This is a genomic window from Sphingomonas psychrolutea, from assembly GCF_014636175.1.
GTDB lineage: Bacteria > Pseudomonadota > Alphaproteobacteria > Sphingomonadales > Sphingomonadaceae > Sphingomonas > Sphingomonas psychrolutea.
In genome coordinates this window covers 45,867-63,976 of the sequence record NZ_BMDW01000011.1, presented here as the reverse complement: position 1 = coordinate 63,976, position 18,110 = coordinate 45,867, and the positions used below count along the sequence as shown (strand labels likewise).

Annotated in this window: 20 protein-coding genes; all 20 read right to left on the bottom strand. The window is 62.3% G+C overall.

Going from position 1 to position 18,110, the window contains the following annotated elements:
- Positions 1 to 23: 23 nt before the first annotated feature.
- Positions 24 to 1,463 carry an NADH-quinone oxidoreductase subunit NuoN gene (gene nuoN, locus IEV62_RS10310; protein WP_188447133.1) on the bottom strand — a complete coding sequence of 480 codons (1,440 nt, stop codon included), beginning with the start codon at positions 1,461 to 1,463 and terminating at the stop codon, positions 24 to 26.
- Entirely contained in the window at positions 1,460 to 2,989 is a 1,530-nt protein-coding gene (locus IEV62_RS10305) for an NADH-quinone oxidoreductase subunit M (RefSeq protein ID WP_188447131.1), read from the bottom strand. The genes nuoN and IEV62_RS10305 overlap by 4 nt, the downstream gene beginning before the upstream one ends.
- On the bottom strand, positions 2,986 to 5,040 hold the full coding sequence (gene nuoL, locus IEV62_RS10300; RefSeq protein ID WP_188447129.1) for an NADH-quinone oxidoreductase subunit L: 2,055 nt from the start codon (positions 5,038 to 5,040) through the stop codon (positions 2,986 to 2,988). Before nuoL ends, IEV62_RS10305 begins: the two co-directional genes overlap by 4 nt.
- Before the next feature lie 6 nt (positions 5,041 to 5,046).
- On the bottom strand, positions 5,047 to 5,352 hold the full coding sequence (gene nuoK, locus IEV62_RS10295; RefSeq protein WP_176496331.1) for an NADH-quinone oxidoreductase subunit NuoK: 306 nt from the start codon (positions 5,350 to 5,352) through the stop codon (positions 5,047 to 5,049).
- Positions 5,349 to 5,960, bottom strand: coding sequence for an NADH-quinone oxidoreductase subunit J (locus IEV62_RS10290; protein ID WP_188447127.1), 612 nt, complete (start codon positions 5,958 to 5,960; stop codon positions 5,349 to 5,351). Before IEV62_RS10290 ends, nuoK begins: the two co-directional genes overlap by 4 nt.
- A 140-nt stretch (positions 5,961 to 6,100) precedes the next feature.
- Positions 6,101 to 6,586 carry an NADH-quinone oxidoreductase subunit NuoI gene (gene nuoI / locus IEV62_RS10285; protein WP_188447125.1) on the bottom strand — a complete coding sequence of 162 codons (486 nt, stop codon included), beginning with the start codon at positions 6,584 to 6,586 and terminating at the stop codon, positions 6,101 to 6,103.
- A 151-nt stretch (positions 6,587 to 6,737) separates the two neighbouring features.
- Positions 6,738 to 7,787, bottom strand: coding sequence for an NADH-quinone oxidoreductase subunit NuoH (nuoH, locus tag IEV62_RS10280; protein WP_188447123.1), 1,050 nt, complete (start codon positions 7,785 to 7,787; stop codon positions 6,738 to 6,740).
- Positions 7,788 to 7,932: 145 nt separating this feature from the next.
- Entirely contained in the window at positions 7,933 to 9,933 is a 2,001-nt protein-coding gene (gene nuoG, locus IEV62_RS10275) for an NADH-quinone oxidoreductase subunit NuoG (RefSeq protein WP_188447121.1), read from the bottom strand.
- Positions 9,933 to 10,532 (bottom strand): hypothetical protein, encoded by a 600-nt coding sequence (locus tag IEV62_RS10270; RefSeq protein WP_188447119.1) that lies wholly within the window; start codon positions 10,530 to 10,532, stop codon positions 9,933 to 9,935. Before IEV62_RS10270 ends, nuoG begins: the two co-directional genes overlap by 1 nt.
- Positions 10,529 to 11,833, bottom strand: coding sequence for an NADH-quinone oxidoreductase subunit NuoF (gene nuoF / locus IEV62_RS10265; RefSeq protein ID WP_188447117.1), 1,305 nt, complete (start codon positions 11,831 to 11,833; stop codon positions 10,529 to 10,531). The genes IEV62_RS10270 and nuoF overlap by 4 nt, the downstream gene beginning before the upstream one ends.
- Complete coding sequence (locus IEV62_RS10260) at positions 11,833 to 12,060, bottom strand: hypothetical protein (protein WP_188447115.1); 228 nt, start codon at positions 12,058 to 12,060, stop codon at positions 11,833 to 11,835. The genes nuoF and IEV62_RS10260 overlap by 1 nt, the downstream gene beginning before the upstream one ends.
- The gene (locus IEV62_RS10255) at positions 12,057 to 12,227 is read right to left on the bottom strand and encodes a hypothetical protein (RefSeq protein WP_188447113.1); all 171 of its coding nucleotides are present in this window, start codon (positions 12,225 to 12,227) and stop codon (positions 12,057 to 12,059) included. The genes IEV62_RS10260 and IEV62_RS10255 overlap by 4 nt, the downstream gene beginning before the upstream one ends.
- On the bottom strand, positions 12,224 to 12,892 hold the full coding sequence (locus IEV62_RS10250) for a complex I 24 kDa subunit family protein (RefSeq protein WP_188447111.1): 669 nt from the start codon (positions 12,890 to 12,892) through the stop codon (positions 12,224 to 12,226). The genes IEV62_RS10255 and IEV62_RS10250 overlap by 4 nt, the downstream gene beginning before the upstream one ends.
- Positions 12,885 to 13,172, bottom strand: coding sequence for a hypothetical protein (locus tag IEV62_RS10245; protein ID WP_188447109.1), 288 nt, complete (start codon positions 13,170 to 13,172; stop codon positions 12,885 to 12,887). Before IEV62_RS10245 ends, IEV62_RS10250 begins: the two co-directional genes overlap by 8 nt.
- On the bottom strand, positions 13,169 to 14,404 hold the full coding sequence (locus tag IEV62_RS10240) for an NADH-quinone oxidoreductase subunit D (protein WP_188447108.1): 1,236 nt from the start codon (positions 14,402 to 14,404) through the stop codon (positions 13,169 to 13,171). Before IEV62_RS10240 ends, IEV62_RS10245 begins: the two co-directional genes overlap by 4 nt.
- A 208-nt stretch (positions 14,405 to 14,612) precedes the next feature.
- A complete protein-coding gene (locus IEV62_RS10235) occupies positions 14,613 to 15,380 on the bottom strand; it encodes an NADH-quinone oxidoreductase subunit C (protein ID WP_188447106.1) in 768 nt (255 codons plus the stop codon).
- The gene (locus IEV62_RS10230) at positions 15,377 to 15,922 is read right to left on the bottom strand and encodes a NuoB/complex I 20 kDa subunit family protein (RefSeq protein WP_188447104.1); all 546 of its coding nucleotides are present in this window, start codon (positions 15,920 to 15,922) and stop codon (positions 15,377 to 15,379) included. The genes IEV62_RS10235 and IEV62_RS10230 overlap by 4 nt, the downstream gene beginning before the upstream one ends.
- The gene (gene ndhC, locus IEV62_RS10225; protein WP_188447102.1) at positions 15,913 to 16,287 is read right to left on the bottom strand and encodes an NADH-quinone oxidoreductase subunit A; all 375 of its coding nucleotides are present in this window, start codon (positions 16,285 to 16,287) and stop codon (positions 15,913 to 15,915) included. Before ndhC ends, IEV62_RS10230 begins: the two co-directional genes overlap by 10 nt.
- A 203-nt stretch (positions 16,288 to 16,490) precedes the next feature.
- Positions 16,491 to 17,303 carry an inositol monophosphatase family protein gene (locus IEV62_RS10220; RefSeq protein WP_176496344.1) on the bottom strand — a complete coding sequence of 271 codons (813 nt, stop codon included), beginning with the start codon at positions 17,301 to 17,303 and terminating at the stop codon, positions 16,491 to 16,493.
- Positions 17,304 to 17,448: 145 nt separating this feature from the next.
- Positions 17,449 to 18,012 carry an elongation factor P gene (gene efp, locus IEV62_RS10215; RefSeq protein WP_188447100.1) on the bottom strand — a complete coding sequence of 188 codons (564 nt, stop codon included), beginning with the start codon at positions 18,010 to 18,012 and terminating at the stop codon, positions 17,449 to 17,451.
- Between the last annotated feature and the right edge of the window lie 98 nt (positions 18,013 to 18,110).

Below are 18,110 nucleotides of genomic sequence, written 5' to 3'. Positions count from 1 at the left end.
GGCGACGGTCCGGACGCGCTCGCTCAGAACAGCGCCTTTGCCGCGGTGGTGGTCCACACACCGAGCGTACCCAGCGCAATCCAGCCGATCGGAGACATGGCGACCGCCATCGCCGTGATCAATCCGCCCTCGATCGGTGTCGCGCGGCCCGAATAGCCCTCGCCCGGCGCATCGAAATACATCACCTTGACGACGCGCAGATAATAATAGGCCCCGATCACCGACGCGGCGAAGCCTGCCACCGCCAGCGGATACAAACCGGCATGGACGGCTGCGGTAAACACCGCCAGCTTGGCGAAGAACCCGACAAGCGGCGGGATCCCGGCGAGCGACAGCATGAAGATCATCATCGCCAGCGCCAGCCCCGGCCGCGAGCGCGATAGCCCCGCAAGACTCGCGATCGATTCAACCGGCTGCCCCTCGGCATCGCGCATTTGCAGCACGATGATGAAGCTGCCCAGCGTCATCACGACATAGATGGTGAGGTAGAACAAGGTTGCGGCGACCCCCTCGGGCGTTCCCGCCGCCAGCCCGACCAGCACGAAGCCGACATTGTTGATCGACGAGTAAGCGAGCAGCCGCTTGATGTTGGTTTGCCCGATCGCCGCGACCGCGCCGAAGATGATCGACGCGAGCGAGGCGAAGATCACGATTTGCCGCCACTGGTCGGTCGCCGGGCCCATCGCCTCGACCGCCACGCGGACCGACAAGGCGATCGCCGCAACCTTCGGCGCGGAGGCAAAGAACGCCGTCACGGGTGTCGGCGCGCCCTCATAGACGTCGGGCGTCCACATGTGGAACGGCACCGCGCTGATCTTGAACGCCAACCCGGCAAACACGAACACGAGCCCGAAGGTCAGGCCGAGCGAATGCCCCGCGCCATAAGCGGTCGCAATCGACGAGAAGAGCGTCGTCCCACTGAACCCGTAAACGAGGCTGATCCCGTACAGCAGGATGCCGCTCGCCAGCGCGCCGAGCACGAAATACTTCAGACCCGCCTCGGCCGAGCGCGTGTCGCGCCGCATGAAGCTGGCCAGCACATAGGCCGCAAGGCTCTGCAATTCGAGGCCGACGTAGAGCGTCAGCAAATCACCCGCTGATACCATCATTCCCATGCCGGCGGCCGACAGCAGGATCAGCACCGGATATTCCGGGCGCAGATCGTCGCCCGTGCCCGCCGCGAAGAAACGCGGCGCAATGATGATCGCCACTGCCGACGCACCATAGATCAGCACCTTGGCAAAGGCCGCGAACGCATCCGCGCGGTACAGTCCGCCAAACGCCGCGCCACCGCTCGATGCCGGTCCGGCCAGCGCAATCCCCGCGCCGATCAACACTGCAACCGAAGCCCAGGACAGCATCCGGGTCGAGCCCTGCCCGCCCCATGCCGCGACCAGCATCAGCGCAATCGCGCCGACCGCCAGCACCAGTTCGGGCAGCGTCATCGACAGATCGGCGTTCATGGCCGTGCCTCCGCATGGTGCACGGGCAGCGCGACCGCCTTGCCCATCGTCGGGAGTGAATCCCCCTTGGGCGCAGCACGCGCGATGCGCGCTTCTAGCGTGCCTACGTCACCGCGCATCGGCGCGAGGAAGCTCTCGGGATAGACCCCCATCCACAGCACCACGGCGGCAATCGGGGCGAGCAACGCCACTTCGCGCAGGCTCAAATCGGGCATCGCGCGAACATCGTCATGGACGATCTCGCCGAACACGACGCGGCGGTAGAGGTAGAGCATATAAGCGGCACCCAAAATGATGCCCGTCGTGCAGAGCAAGGTGATCGTCGTCGAAACGCGGTAGGTCCCGGCGAGGCTGAGGAATTCGCCGACGAACCCGCTCGTGCCCGGCAGGCCGATCGAGGCCATCGTAAACAGCAGGAACAGCACCGCATATTTCGGCATGTTGATGGCAAGGCCACCGTAGCGCGAAATCTCGCGCGTATGCAGCCGATCGTAAATCACGCCGACGCACAGGAACAACGCCGCCGAGACGAGACCGTGGCTCAGCATCACCACCATCGCGCCTTCGATGCCCTGCCGGTTGAACGCGAACAGCCCGATCGTGACGATCGCCATATGCGCGACCGAGGAATAGGCGATCAGCTTCTTCATGTCGGACTGCACGAGCGCGACCAGCGAGGTGTAGATCACCGCAACCGCCGAAAGGCCGAGGATCAGCCAGGCGAGCTGTGCCGATGCTTCCGGGAACATCGGCAGCGAGAAGCGCAGGAAGCCATATCCGCCGAGCTTGAGCAGCACGCCCGCCAGGATGACCGATCCTGCGGTCGGCGCTTGCACGTGCGCATCGGGTAGCCAGGTGTGGAACGGCCACATCGGCATCTTCACCGCGAACGACGCGAAAAAAGCGAGCCACAGCCAGGTCTGCGCTTGCACCGGGAAATCGGTGTTGAGCAGCGTCGGGATGTCGCTCGTGCCCGCAAAATTCGCCATCCACAGCATTGCCACCAGCATCAGAACCGAGCCGAGCAGCGTGTAGAGAAAGAATTTGTAGCTGGCGTAAATGCGGTTCGCCCCGCCCCAGATGCCGATGATCAGGTACATCGGGATCAGGCCGGCTTCGAAGAAGATGTAGAACAGGAACAAATCCTGCGCCGTGAACGTGCCGATCATCAGCACTTCGGTGAACAGGAACGCCGCCATATATTCCTGCACACGGTCGGTCACCGCGACCCAGCTCGCCCCGATGCAGATCGGCATCAGGAAGACGCTGAGCATTACGAGCATCAGCGCGAAGCCGTCGATGCCGAGCTTCCAACCGAACACGCCGAGGCTACCGGCATCCTCGACGAACTGCCATTGCGGCCCGCCAATATCGAATTGCGACCACAGCGCGATGCCGAGCGCGAAATCGACCAAGGTCGCGATCAGCGCGATCCACCGTGCATTTTGCGCCGTGGTGAACAGGCACGCCACTGCCGCAATCGCGGGCACGGCGAGCATGATCGAAAGAAGGGGCACGCCGCTCATCGTGTAATCGCCCAGGTAACCGCGCCGGTCAGCCCAAGCAGCATGACGAAGGCGTAGGTATAAACATAACCAGACTGAATCCGCCCGGCGACGCGTGCGTTTTGCGCGACCACCCATGCCGCCCCGTTCGGGCCGAAGCGGTCGATGGTCTGCTCATCCCCGCGGTGCCAGAACAAACGGCCGATCGCGAAGGCGGGCTTGACGAAGAGCAGGTCGTACAGCTCGTCGAAATACCATTTGTTGAGCAGCCAGAGATAGACCGGCCGATAGGTCTCCGCGAGCTTCACCGGCGCCTGAGGCGCGCGGATATAGAAGATGTACGCGCCTGCCAAACCGGCCAGCATCGCGACCGTGGCCGACAGTTTCACGCCGAGCGGCACCTCATGCATTGCGTGCATCAAATGCTCGCGGAAGGCGATACTACCACGCCAATAGGCCTCGCCGGCACTCGGCTCGATGAAAGAACCATGGAATGCGAAGCCAGCCGCGATCGCACCGAGCGACAGCAGGATCAACGGGATCAGGATCGGCAGCGGGCTCTCGTGCGGGTGATACCCGCCCGTGCCGTCCTGTGCAGCATGATGCCCGTGATCGTCCTGCGCATGGTCGCCATGGGCATGGTCGCCATGCCCGTGGGCATCATGCAACGCGTGCTGAATATGCTCGGACTGCGCCCAGCGCGGCTTGCCCCAGAAGGTGAGGAACATCAGCCGCCACGAATAGAAGCTCGTCAGCAACGCGACGATCATACCGACGATCGATGCACCGTGATTGCCCGACGCCCAGGCCGCCTCGATAATCGCATCCTTCGAGTGGAAACCGGCAAAACCGATTGCGAGCGGATTGCCGAACACCGCCGGGATGCCGACGCCGGTGATCGCGAGCGTGCCCGCCATCATCCCCCAGAAGGTCCACGGGATGCTTTTCCTTAAGCCCCCATAATAGCGCATGTCCTGCTCGTGGTGCATCGCATGGATCACCGACCCTGCCCCCAGGAACAGCAACGCCTTGAAGAAGGCGTGCGTGAACAAATGGAACATCGCCGCGCCATACGCGCCCGATCCCGCCGCAAAGAACATGTAGCCCAGCTGCGAACAGGTCGAATAGGCGATCACGCGCTTGATATCGGTTTGCACCAGCGCGACCGTCGCCGCGAACAGGCAGGTCGCCGCGCCGATCGTTGTCACCACCGTCAGGGCAAATGGCGAGGTTTCGAACATCGGCGACAGGCGGCACACCATGAACACGCCCGCGGTGACCATCGTCGCGGCGTGGATCAGCGCCGACACCGGGGTCGGACCCTCCATAGCGTCGGGCAACCAGGTGTGGAGGCCGAGTTGCGCCGACTTGCCCATCGCGCCAATAAACAGCAGCAGGCACAGCAAAGTCATCGTATCGATGCGATAGCCGACAAAGCCGATCGTCGACCCCGCCATCCCCGGCGCAAGCCGCAGGATCTCGGGGATCGAGATCGTGTTGAACACCAGATAGGTGCCGAAAATCCCCAGCATGAAGCCGAGATCGCCAACGCGGTTGACGACGAACGCCTTGATCGCGGCGGCATTGGCGGTCGGTTTGCGGAACCAGAACCCGATCAGCAAATAGGAGGCGAGGCCCACCCCTTCCCAGCCGAAGAACATCTGCACGAGGTTGTCGGCGGTCACCAGCATCAGCATCGCGAAGGTGAACAGCGACAAATACGCAAAGAAGCGCGGCTGGTCGGGGTCCTCCTCCATATAGCCCCAGCTATACAGATGGACGAGCGCAGAGACTGAAGTGACGACGACGAGCATCACCGCGGTTAGCGCATCGACGCGCAGCGCCCAGTCGATCCGCATGTCGCCCGAATGGATCCAGTCGAGCACCGGGGTGACGGTGGCTTCCCCGCCGCTCAGATACGGGATGAACACGCTCCAACTGAGGATCGCTGCCACGAACAGCGCACCCGTCGTGACGACCTTCGGCAGGATCGCGCCAAAGCTCTTATTCGCGAAACCCGCGACGATCGCCGCGAGCAGCGGCAGAAAAACGATGAAAGTTATCGAATGCACGTAGCTTTACCCCTGCATCCGGTTGGCATCGTCGACCGCGATCGTCCCGCGGGCGCGGAAATAAATGACGAGGATCGCGAGACCAATCGCCGCCTCCCCCGCCGCCACGGTCAGCACGAACATCGCGAACACCTGCCCGACCAGATCGTGCAGATAGCCCGAGAAGGCGACGAAGTTGAGGTTCACCGCGAGCAGGATCAGCTCGATCGCCATCAGCATCACGATGAGGTTCTTGCGATTGGCGATGATGCCGAACACGCCGAGCGCGAACAGGATCGCCGCGACGACAAGATAATGCGTGAGCCCGATCACAATTCCACCCCTGCGCCGATAGTCGGCCGCGTGTTGCGCGTTGCATCCTGTGGACGCCGCGCATTCTGCCGCGCGACGTTCTGCTGGCGCGAGCCCTTGCGTTCGCGGTGCGTCAGCACGATCGCGCCGATCATCGCGACCAGCAGCACCAGCCCGGCGCCCTCGAACACGAACAGATAGCGCGTGTAGAGCAGCATGCCCAACGCCTCGATATTCGGCACCGTTTCCGGCGTCGGCGCGGCGCGGCGCGCGAGTTCGATCTTGCCCGCGCTCCATGCGCCGAACGCGACCATGATTTCAGCGGCCAGCCCGACTGCAAGCAACGCCCCGATCCCGGCATAGCGCACAAAGCCGCTGCGCAATTCGGAGAAATCGACGTTGAGCATCATCACGACGAACAGGAACAACACCGCGACCGCGCCGACGTACACGATCACCAGCAGCATCGCGATGAACTCGGCGCCGACCAGCACCATCAGACCCGCAGCGTTGAAAAACGCGAGAATCAGCCACAGCACGGCATGCACCGGGTTGCGCGCGGTGATGGTCAGCGCGGCGGACGCGATGACGAGCGTCGCGAACAGGTAAAAGGCGATTGCCTGGATCATTTGAAGTCACCCTCACCCTTCCCACGCGCCTGCGGCGCGCGGGCCCCTTCCCTCTCCCATTGGGAGAGGGAGGGAGGAGCGAAGCGACGGAAGGGTGAGGGTGAACCCTGAATGGAGCGGAGAATCATGATCGCTTTCGCCTACCGGTACGGTGCATCGGCGGCAAGGTTCGCGGCGACAGCACTTTCCCAGCGATCGCCGTTCGCGAGCAATTTCGCCTTGTCGTAGATCAGTTCCTCGCGCGTTTCAGTCGCATATTCGAAGTTCGGACCCTCGACCACGGCATCGACCGGGCACGCTTCCTGGCACAGCCCGCAGAAGATGCACTTGGTCATGTCGATGTCGTAGCGCGTCGTGCGACGGCTGCCGTCATCACGTGGTTCGGCCTCGATCGTGATCGCTTGTGCCGGGCAAACCGCCTCGCACAGCTTGCACGCGATGCAGCGTTCCTCGCCATTGGGATAGCGCCTAAGCACATGCTCGCCGCGGAAACGCGGACTGAGCGGGTTCTTCTCGAACGGATAGTTGATCGTCGCCTTGGCCTTGAAGAAATACTTCAAGGTCAGCGTGTGCGCCTTGAGGAATTCCCACAGGGTGAAGGATTTGAGGAGTTGGCCGGGGGTCATGGAACTATCACCAAAAGAATCAAGTATTCGTAACAGACCGCGATTAAAGCTGCCAAAACTACAAAGCCGAGCAAGGCAAACTTAGCCCAAGGAGACCTTTCATTCAGTCGATAAAGCCACGCAAAGCGTTCGCCGATTGTACGAACTCTTTTCATCCGCCAACCCCCACCCGCGTCAGCATCAGATACCCCGACACCAAAAACACCCAGAACAGCGACAGCGGCAGGAACACCTTCCAGCCCAGCCGCATCAACTGGTCATAGCGGTAACGCGGGACAGTCGCCTTCACCCAGCTGAACAGGAAGAAGAAGACCAGCATCTTGGCGAACAGCCAAAGGATGCCCGGCACCGCGTACAGGATCGGGATATCGAGCGGCGGCAGATACCCGCCCCAGAACAGCGTCGCGTTGAGCGTGCACATCAAAATGACGTTGGCATATTCGCCGAGCCAGTAGAGCGCGAACGACATGGACGAATATTCGGTCTGATACCCCGCGACGAGTTCGCTCTCCGCCTCGGTCAGATCGAACGGCGCACGCTGCGTTTCGGCGAGCGAGGAGATGAAGAACACCACCGCCATCGGGAACAGCAGCGGGTTGATAAAGAAACCGTTGATCAGCCCGAAGCCCATGCCGCGCTGCGCCTCGACGATGTTCGTCAAGTTGAAGCTGCCGCTCCACAGCACGATCGAGATCAGCACGAAGCCGATCGCGACTTCGTACGACACCATCTGCGCCGCCGCGCGGATCGCCGAGTAGAAGGGGTATTTCGAATTGGACGACCAGCCCGCGAGAATGATGCCATACACCCCGAGCGACGACGCCGCGAGCACGTAAAGCAAGCCGACATTGATATTGGCGAGCGCCGCGCGCTCATCGAACGGCACCACCGCCCACACGATCAGCGCGACGGTAAAGGTGATGATCGGCGCGAGCAGGAACAGCACCTTGTTCGCGGCGGACGGGATGATCGTTTCCTGGAGGAACACCTTCAACCCGTCGGCAAAGCTTTGCAGCAGACCGAACGGCCCAACGACGTTCGGCCCACGCCGCAGCGCCATCGACGCCCAGATTTTCCGGTCGGCATAAATGATCATCGCGACCGACAGCATCAGCGGGAAGGCGATCAGCAAGATATCGATAATGGTCCAGAGGAACCACGATCCTTCATAGCCAAGCGTAGCGGAGGTCCAGGAGGTCATGCTTCACCTTCCCCGAAAAGCACCACCCCGGCGAAGGCCGGGGCCCAGTCGCGGAGGTTTACATTGGATCGCGCAGCGCCCGAACAATGAGCCGCGCGCAACTGGGCCCCGGCCTTCGCCGGGGTGGTGCTAAAGGAGAGGGTCATCACTCCGCCGCCTCCGCAAAATCCTGCCCATGCACCAGTTCCGCCGAGCAGCGCTGCATCGTCGGCGATGCGCGGCAGATCGCGTTGGTCAGGTAGAAATCCTGGATCGGATAGCCCGCGATCTCGCCCGAAGCCGCTGCGTCGAGCGCAGGCGGTGCCCATTCAAAGCGCGCCAGCCCAAGCGTCGCGAGCGCCGGCGTATCCACGCCCATCGCCGCGCGCAATTCCTCCAGCGTATCGAACGGCAGCGTCTTGCCCAGCACCGCCGAAAGCGCACGCAGGATCGTCCAATCCTCGCGCGCATCACCCGGCGGGAACACCGCGCGCTCGCCGCGCTGCACGCGGCCTTCGAGGTTCACATAGGTTCCCGACTTTTCGGCATAAGATGCACCCGGCAGAATCACGTCCGCCGCCGCTGCGCCCTTGTCGCCATGATGGCCGACATAGACCTTGAAGCTGTCCGCAAACTTGCCGAAATCGACCTCATCCGCGCCGAGGAAGAACGCCAGCTTCGGCGCCGCCGCGACGACATCGGCGATGCCGCGCTTCTGTGCATAGCCGAGCATCAACCCGCCCATCCGGCTCGCCGCCATGTGGAGCACGTTGAACCCGTTCCAGCCGTCCTTGACCAGGCCGAGCGGCGCGACCAACGCGAGCGCGCCACCGAGTGCCTTGAGGCCTGCCCCGCCGACGATCACCATCGGCCGCTCGGCCTTGCCGAACGCCTGGGTCACCGCTTCGGGCAAATTGCCGAGCAACGCCAGATCGGCCCCCAACCATTCGACCTTATAGGTCAGCTCGGTCTCCGGCCCGATTGCGAAGACCTTGGCGCCCTTCTTGATGGCTTTCCGAATCCGCGTGTTCACCAGCGGCGCTTCCCAGCGCACATTGGTGCCGACCAGCAGGATCACATCGGCCCGCTCGGTGCCCGCAATCGTCGTGTTGAAATTGACGGCAGCCAGCGACGCGGTGTCGTAATCCATCCCCGTCTGCCGCCCCTCGAGCAGCGACGAGCCGAACGACGCGAGCAGCGCCTTGGCCGCATACATCGTCTCGCAATCGACCAGATCGCCCGCGATGGCGGCGACGCTTGCGCCCGCGTTCACCGCCGCGATCGCCGCGAAGGCGTCATCCCAGCTCGCTTCGGTCAGCCGCCCGTCCTTGCGAATATACGGCTTGTCGAGCCGCCGCCGCACCAGCCCGTCGACCACGTGGCGCGTCTTGTCCGACGCCCATTCCTCGTTCACGTCTTCGTTGATGCGCGGCAGCGCGCGCAGCACTTGCCGCCCGCGGCTGTCGAGCCGGATGTTGGTGCCGACCGCGTCCATCACGTCGATCGTCAGCGTCTTCTTCAGCTCCCACGGCCGCGCCTCGAACGCATAGGGCTTCGAGGTCAGCGCACCCACCGGGCACAGATCGACGACATTGCCCGAAAGCTCGCTTGTCACCGCGCCTTCGAGGTACGACACGATCTGCATATCCTCGCCGCGCCCGATCGCGCCGATTTCCTCGACTCCCGCGACTTCCTCGGCAAAGCGAATGCAGCGCGTGCATTGGATGCAGCGCGTCATCACCGTCTTGACGATCGGGCCCATATATTTCTCGGTGACCGCGCGCTTATTCTCGTCATAGCGCGACTGGCCACGGCCGTACGCGACCGACTGATCCTGCAGATCGCATTCGCCGCCCTGATCGCAAATCGGGCAATCGAGCGGATGGTTGATGAGCAGAAACTCCATCACCCCTTCGCGCGCATTCTTGACCATCGGCGAGTTGGTGAAAATCTCCTGATTTTCGGCCGCGGGCAGCGCGCACGAAGCCTGCGGCTTCGGCGGTCCGGGCTTCACCTCGACCAGACACATCCGGCAATTGCCCGCGATGCTGAGCCGCTCGTGGTAGCAGAAACGCGGGATTTCCTTGCCGGCAAGCTCGCACGCCTGGAGCACGGTGGCACCGGCAGGCACTTCGATCTCGACGCCATCGACTTTGAGTTTAGGCATTAGCTAATTACCTGCATTGCTTGGTCAGCGTTGTCCGATTGTAACAAAACGTATGCAATCGGACCGCGCAATGCAGGTCCCGCAAGAAGCGTGACCTCGGCTGCACCGCAAGCTCCAAATGTTTTCGAAAGCGCCTTGGTAGCGGTAAGTTCCGCTGACGATGCGATTTGCGATTTCGATAACGCGCGCGCCGTTTCGCGGTCATGACTGACGACGCATTTCGCAAATTCGACAGTTAGCAAAATTTGCTTGCCCAAGTCGCTCTTCGGCCAGGTTTTAGGCAGCTCGAATGTTATATTTGGCTTGCGACCTGCACGAATGAACGCATCTGAAAAAGCAAACACCAGCCCGTAATACTTTAAATTCATAGATTCGATAGAGATATTTCGATTAGGCGGCAGACAGGCACCATCGGAGATAGCGTTACCCCCGCCCTTCGCGCCGAACTCTGCCACATACTTTGCAGCAGCCTTCGGATGTATCTCTACCACACAGTCTGCAAAGCCACCAAGCAGACTGCGCCGCTCGTCGGCGTTGAATAGCGGTTTTTCAGTCGAAGCTGCGAAAATCGCCCCAGCTAATGTCAACGCGGCGATCACTCCGCCGCCTCCATCATCGGAGCCAGCCCACCACCGCGCTTCTCGGTGATGCGCCGCTCCATCTCCGGGCGAAAATGCTTGATCAGCCCCTGGATCGGCCACGCCGCGGCATCGCCCAAAGCACAGATCGTGTGGCCTTCGACTTGCTTGGTCACCTGATACAGCGTGTCGATCTCGGAAATGTCGGCGTCGCCGGTGCGCATCCGCTCCATCACGCGCCACATCCAGCCAGTGCCCTCGCGGCACGGCGTGCACTGGCCGCAGCTCTCATGCTTGTAGAAGTAGGACAGGCGCGCAATCGCGCGGACGATGTCGGTCGACTTGTCCATCACGATGATCGCCGCCGTGCCGAGGCCCGAGCCGACCTTTTTGAGGCCGTCAAAGTCCATCGGGCAATCCATGATCTCGGCCGCCGGCACCAAGGGCACTGACGATCCGCCCGGAATCACCGCGAGCAGATTGTCCCACCCGCCGCGAATGCCGCCGCAATGCGTCTCGATCAGCTCGCGGAAAGTGATCGACATCGCTTCCTCGACCACGCACGGCTTGTTCACATGCCCGCTGATCTGGAACAGCTTGGTGCCGCGGTTATTCTCGGCACCAAAGCTCGAAAACCACGCCGCGCCGCGCCGCAGGATCGTGGGGACGACCGCGATCGATTCGACATTGTTGACCGTCGTCGGGCAGCCATAGAGCCCGGCACCCGCCGGGAATGGCGGCTTCAGGCGCGGCTGGCCCTTCTTGCCCTCAAGGCTCTCGAGCATCGCGGTTTCTTCGCCGCAAATATACGCGCCAGCGCCGCGGTGGACGAACACGTCGAAATCATAGCCCGATCCGCACGCATTCTTGCCGAGCATGCCCTTGTCATAGGCCTCTGCCACGGCGGCGAAGAGCGTCTCGGCCTCGCGGATATACTCCCCGCGAATGTAGATGTACGCGGCGCGGGCGCGCATCGCATAGCCGGCGATCAACGCGCCCTCGATCAGCTTGTGCGGATCGTGCCGGATGATCTCGCGGTCCTTGCAGCTGCCCGGCTCGGATTCATCGGCGTTGATGACAAGGAAGTTCGGCCGGTCCGGCTTGGGTTCCTTCGGCATGAACGACCATTTCGTACCGGTCGGGAAACCCGCACCACCGCGACCGCGCAGCCCCGAGGCTTTGACCTCGTCGATGATCGCGTCTTGCCCGCGCATCATCAGTGCACGCGTGTTATCCCAATCGCCGCGGAGGATCGCGGCGTTCAGGTTCCACGGCTGAAAACCGTAGATGTTGGTAAAGATGCGGTCCTTGTCGGCGAGCATTAGCGGGCATCCGTTAGATCGAGGCGACGTTCGATGCGTTGCGCGCGGTCGGTCAGTCGGTCGAGCCGGCTGTTCACGCCCGACACGGCAATGAACATGCCGCCGATATGTTCTTCGACGGCTGCCATGCGCGTCTTCATGTCGCACATGTCGCCCTCGATGTTGATAAGCCGGTCATCCATGCGACGCAGCCGTTCGAGGATCAGGTTGCCGACGTCGTCCGTCACTTCGGCCCGCCGATCCGCTTGTTCCCCGTCAGCGCGAGGTAGATCACCACGCCCAGCCCGATCACGATGATCGGCCCGAGCAACGCGAAGGTCAGCCGCAGCACCCAGCCGAGCACGACGATGCCGCCGATGATCGCCAGAATCGTGACGATGGTGTTTTTATTCACGCCCATTCCCCCCGGTAATCATGGTTTTCATCGACCATCGCGGTCAAATTGGTCGGCCCACCCGCCGCGCAACTGTCGCGGCGTCCGGTCTGCGAGCCCGGCGTCACCGACTTGCCCTCAGCGAGCGCCTCGAGCACCGCGATCGTGCGGTCATAGTCGAGATCCTCGAAATTGTCGTCGTTGATCTGCACCATCGGCGCATTGGCGCAGGCACCCAGGCACTCGACCTCGGTCAGCGTGAACAGACCATCGGGCGTGGTGCGGCCCTTGATCAGGCCCTTATTCTTGCACGCCGCCAGCACATCGTCGCTGCCGCCCAACATGCACGGCGTCGTGCCGCACACCTGCACGTGGAAACGACCGACCGGCGCCATGTTGAACATCGTGTAGAAGCTGACGACCTCATAAACACGCATGTACGGCACGCCGATCTCGCGCGCGACGAATTCGATCACCGGCACGGGCAGCCACCCCTGCGTCTGCGTCTCTGCGCCGACCTGCCGCTGCGCGAGATCGAGCAGCGGCAACGACGCCGATTGCTCGCGACCCTTGGGATAGCGACCGAGGATTTCGTTCGCCTTGGTCTGGTTTTCGTCGGTCCAGGCGAACGCACCCCAGCGTGCGCGGGTTTCGGCTTCGTCGGGGATTTTGGGTGCTTCAGCCATTCGAAACCATTTCTATGGTCGCCAACAAATTAGCGCGCTCTTGAACACGCTTCATCCGCCGTGATCGCAAAAATAGCGCGACTCCGAACGACAGCGTTGCCGGAATAATGCCGAAAATCAGAAACGACGATACCGCTAACGCCGTTTCTCCAGCCGATGCCACCCAGATTGAGAGGCCACAGAACACTAGCAAAAGTGTTGCCGCGAGCGCGAAAAGCCCACGCTCTAAATTGGACGCCGCAACGTACTCGATTGAAGGGTAAGACTTGGGGTCAATCACCGGTCACACTCCCCGAACACGATATCCATCGCGCCCAAAATCGCCGTCGTGTCCGCCAGCATGTGGCCCTTCGCCATGAAGTCCATCGCCTGCAAATGCGAGAACGCCGTCGGACGGATCTTGCAGCGGTACGGCTTGTTGGTACCGTCGGCGACGAGATACACGCCGAACTCGCCCTTGGGGCTTTCGGTCGCGACATAGACGTCGCCCGCCGGCACATGGAAGCCCTCGGTATAGAGTTTGAAGTGGTGGATCAGCGCTTCCATCGATCGCTTCATCTCGGCGCGCTTGGGTGGCACCACCTTGCGGTCGAGCGACGCGATCGGCCCGTCGGGCATTTCGTTCAGGCACTGCTTCATGATCCGCGCCGACTGGCGAACTTCCTCGACGCGCACCATGAAGCGATCATAGCAATCGCCGCGCGTGCCCACCGGCACCTCGAAATCCATCTTGGCGTAGACGTCGTAGGGCTGGGCCTTTCGCAAATCCCAGGCGATGCCGGAACCGCGGATCATCGGCCCCGAAAAGCCCCATTTGATCGCATCGTCGCGGCTCACCGTCGCGATGTCGACGTTGCGCTGCTTGAAAATGCGGTTGTCGGCGACGAGCGAAATCGCGTCCTCGAACAAGCGCGGCAGGCGATTGTCGAGCCAGTCGGCAATATCGGCCAACAGCTTGAGCGGCACATCCTGATGCACGCCCCCGGGGCGGAAATACGCGCCATGCATCCGAGCACCCGATGCGCGCTCGAAGAAGTTCATACAGTCTTCGCGGATCTCGAACATCCACAGGTTCGGCGTCATCGCGCCGACGTCCATCACATGGCTGCCGAGGTTGAGCATGTGGTTCGAAATGCGCGTGAGTTCCGCGAAAAAGACCCGGAGATACTGGGCGCGCGTGGGCACTTCGAGATCGAGCAATTTCTCGATCGCGAGCACGAAGCTATGCTCCATGCACAGCGGCGAGCAGTAATCGAGCCGATCGAAATACGGCAGCGCTTGCATGTAGGTCTTGTACTCGATTAGCTTTTCGGTGCCGCGATGCAGCAGCCCGATATGCGGATCGACGCGCTCGACGATTTCGCCGTCGAGCTCCATCACGAGGCGCAACACACCATGCGCAGCCGGGTGCTGCGGGCCGAAATTGATCGTGTAATTCTGGATCGCGACGTCGCCCACTTCGGGGCTTTCCGCGTCGGTCTTGCGGTCGATCTGGTCGAGATAGTCGGTCATAGCGTGACCCTCAAAGCCAAGAACTCCACCCCGGCGCAGGCCGGGGCCCAGTTACGGAGGCTATAATTATCGAGCGTACCACTCTCCAAGAAAGCGATCGCGACTGGGCCAGTGCAGGGTTGAACATGCCCCGCATGTTCAAGGATCGTCCGGGGGACGATCCGACCCTGCACTCCTTCGCCGGGGTGGTTGTAAGCCGAAAGCGCCATCACTTCGGCCCCGCCTTTCCCGCACCGGTCTGCGTCGTATTCTCGCTGGTCTTGACCTCGGTCGCACCCGCAACCGGCGATTTCGCCGCATCGGCCTTGACGATCGCGTCGGCCGTCAGCGGCGTCGGCGCGCCCTTCTGCTCGGGAATCTTGGCCTTCTCGTCCCCGGGCAGGATGTATTCGGCACCCTCCCACGGGCTCATGAAATCGAAGCTGCGGAAGTCCTGCGCCAGCTTCACCGGCTCATACACCACGCGCTTGGCTTCTTCCGAATAGCGCAGCTCGACATAGCCGGTGAGCGGAAAGTCCTTGCGCTGTGGATGTCCGCGAAACCCGTAATCGGTCAGGATGCGGCGCAGATCGGCATTGCCCGAAAAGAGAACGCCGTACATGTCGTACACTTCGCGCTCGAGCCAACCCGCGACCGGCCAGATGCCCGTCACCGAGGGCACCGGCTTCTCGTCATCGGTCTGCACATGCACGCGGATGCGGTGATTGCGCGTCAGCGACAGCAGGCAATAGACCACTTCGAAGCGGTCCTGTCCGCGATCGGGATAATCGACGCCGGCGATTTCCATGAGTTGCTGATATTCGAGGCCGGGCGTGTCGCGTAGCAAGGTCATGGTCTCGACCAGCGACGTCCGCTCGACATGCAGCGCCACTTCGCCGACCGCGTCGAGCGAATGCAGCAACGCCGCACCCAGCACGCCGGTGACGGTATCGATCACGCCATCATTGGCGACATAGGCTGGAGCAGGAGCCCTCACCGTTCGATCGTCCCGATCCGGCGGATCTTCCGCTGCAATTGCATGATGCCATACAGCAGAGCCTCCGCAGTCGGCGGGCAGCCGGGCACGTAGATGTCGACCGGAACGATCCGGTCGCACCCGCGCACGACGCTGTACGAATAATGGTAATAGCCGCCGCCATTGGCGCACGAGCCCATCGAGATGACATACTTCGGCTCGCTCATCTGGTCATAGACCTTGCGCAAAGCCGGGGCCATCTTGTTGCACAGCGTGCCTGCGACGATCATCACGTCGCTCTGGCGCGGAGACGCGCGCGGCGCCGCGCCGAAGCGTTCGAGGTCGTAGCGCGGCATGTTGACGTGGATCATCTCGACCGCGCAGCACGCGAGGCCGAACGTCATCCACCATAGGCTGCCGGTGCGCGCCCAGTGGAACAGGTCTTCGGTCGAGGTGACCAGGAAACCCTTGTCACCCAACTCGCCGTTCAAATCGTTGAAGAAGCTCGCATCTGGCTGAATGATTTCGCCAGCCGCCGACGGATGGGTAAGTTCTACTCCCATTCGAGCGCTCCCTTCTTCCACGCATAGACCAGGCCCAGCGCCAACTCGACGATGAACACCATCATAGAGGCCCAGGCGACCCAACCGAGTTTGAACACGCTCACTGCCCACGGATATAGGAACGCCGCCTCGAGATCGAAGATGATGAACAGGATCGCGACGAGATAAAAACGCACATCGAACTGACTGCGCGGGTCTTCGAACGCGGGGAAGCCGCACTCATATTCGCTGAGCTTTTCCGCGCTCGGTTTGTACGCGCCGGTGAAGCGTTGCGCGACCATCGGCAGAAAAACAAACGCGCTGGAGAGCAGCAGGGCCACGCCCAGAAACAGCAGAATCGGCAGATATTGCGACAGGTCGATCAAAGGGCATCTCGCAAGTGCGAAGGGGGGTGACGCGGGCTTTAGGACGGTGCCGAGAGTCGGGCAAGGGCGCGAGGCCATCTTTCCTTCTCCCGGTGGGAGAAGGTGGCGCGAAGCGCCGGATGAGGGTCAAAGCGATCGCTGCGGCTCTGCCCTCACCCGACCTCGCTGCGCTCGGCCACCCTCTCCCAACGGGAGAGGGGCTTTTACCGCAATGCCCCCGCGATCAGCTTGTGCAGGCGCGATTGCAGGGCGTCGTTTGCGGCGAGGAACTCGCTGCGCTCGATCATCCGCTCGCCGCCGCGGAAATCGGACACGAAGCCGCCCGCTTCCTTGACCAGCAACAGCCCAGCCGCGACGTCCCAATATTTCAGGTCGCTTTCCCAATAGCCGTCATACCGCCCCGCCGCGACCCAGGCGAGATCGAGTGCTGCCGATCCCATCCGGCGAATGCCGGCGACTTCGGGGGCTACCGCGCCGAAAATGCGCGCCCATTGCGCGAAATCGCCATGGCCCATGAACGGAATGCCCGTCGCGATCAGCGAATCGCCGAGATCGCGCCGCGCCGACACGCGCAGCCGCTCCGACTGGACCCACGCGCCACGCCCCTTTTCGGCCCAGAACGCTTCATCGGTGATCGGCTGATAGACCATCGCCGAGGTGATCTCGCGCTTGCCATTGGGCAGCGGTTCCTCGACCCCGATCGAGATCGCGAAATGCGGGATGCCGTGCAGGAAGTTGGTCGTGCCGTCCAAGGGATCGACGATGAAGCGCGGCTTGTTCGGGTCGCCCGCAATCTCGCCGCGCTCCTCCATCAGGAAGCCCCAGTCCGGCCGCGCGCGCGACAATTCCTCATAGATCGTTTGTTCGGCGCGCTGGTCGGCGATCGACACGAAGTCGGCTGGCCCCTTGCGGCTGACCTGCAGATTCTGGACTTCGTTGAAATCGCGCCGCAACCGCGGCCCCGCCTTGCGCACGGCGCGGTCGATGATGGTCATGAGACCGGAATGGGATGCCATAGTATCTTCCAAAACCCCTCTCCCATTGGGAGAGGGAAGGGCCCGCCGCCGCAGGCGGTGGGAGGGTGAGGGCAGGTAAGAGCCCTGCCCTCACCCGACCTCGCTGCGCTCGGCCACCCTCTCCCAAAGGGAGAGGGATTTAGGCTCAGTCTGCCCGCCGCACGTAAGTCTGCTCGTAAACGTCAACCACGATCTTCGTGCCCGCTCCGATGTGCGGCGGCACCATCACGCGGACGCCATTCTCGAGGATCGCGGGCTTGTAGCTCGACGAAGCAGTCTGCCCCTTCACCACGGCATCGGCCTCGACGATCATCGCCTCGATCGTATCGGGCAACTGCACCGCGATCGGGCGCTCGTCCCACAATTCCATCACGACATCCATGCCATCCTGCAGGAAGGCAGCGGCATTGCCGAGGATGTCGGCGTCGAGCGTGATCTGCTCGTAATTGATCTTGTCCATGAAGGTCAGCGTGTCGCCCTCGCGGAAGAGATATTGGAAATCGACCGTGTCGAGCCGCACCTTCTCGACGCTTTCGGCCGAGCGGAAGCGGATGTTGGTCTTGCGGCCGTCGATAAGGTTCTTCATCTCGACCTGCATATAGGCACCGCCCTTGCCCGGCTGGGTATGCTGAATCTTGACGGTCTTCCAGATGCCGCCTTCATATTCCAGAATGTTGCCGGGACGGATTTCGACCGCGTTGATCTTCATGGGGGTGCCTGCAGATTGAAAGAGCGTGAGCGCGGGCCTTTAGCGATGGTCGCCCGGTTGAGCAAGGCGGGCTGGACTTAGCGGCACCGCACCGGCAC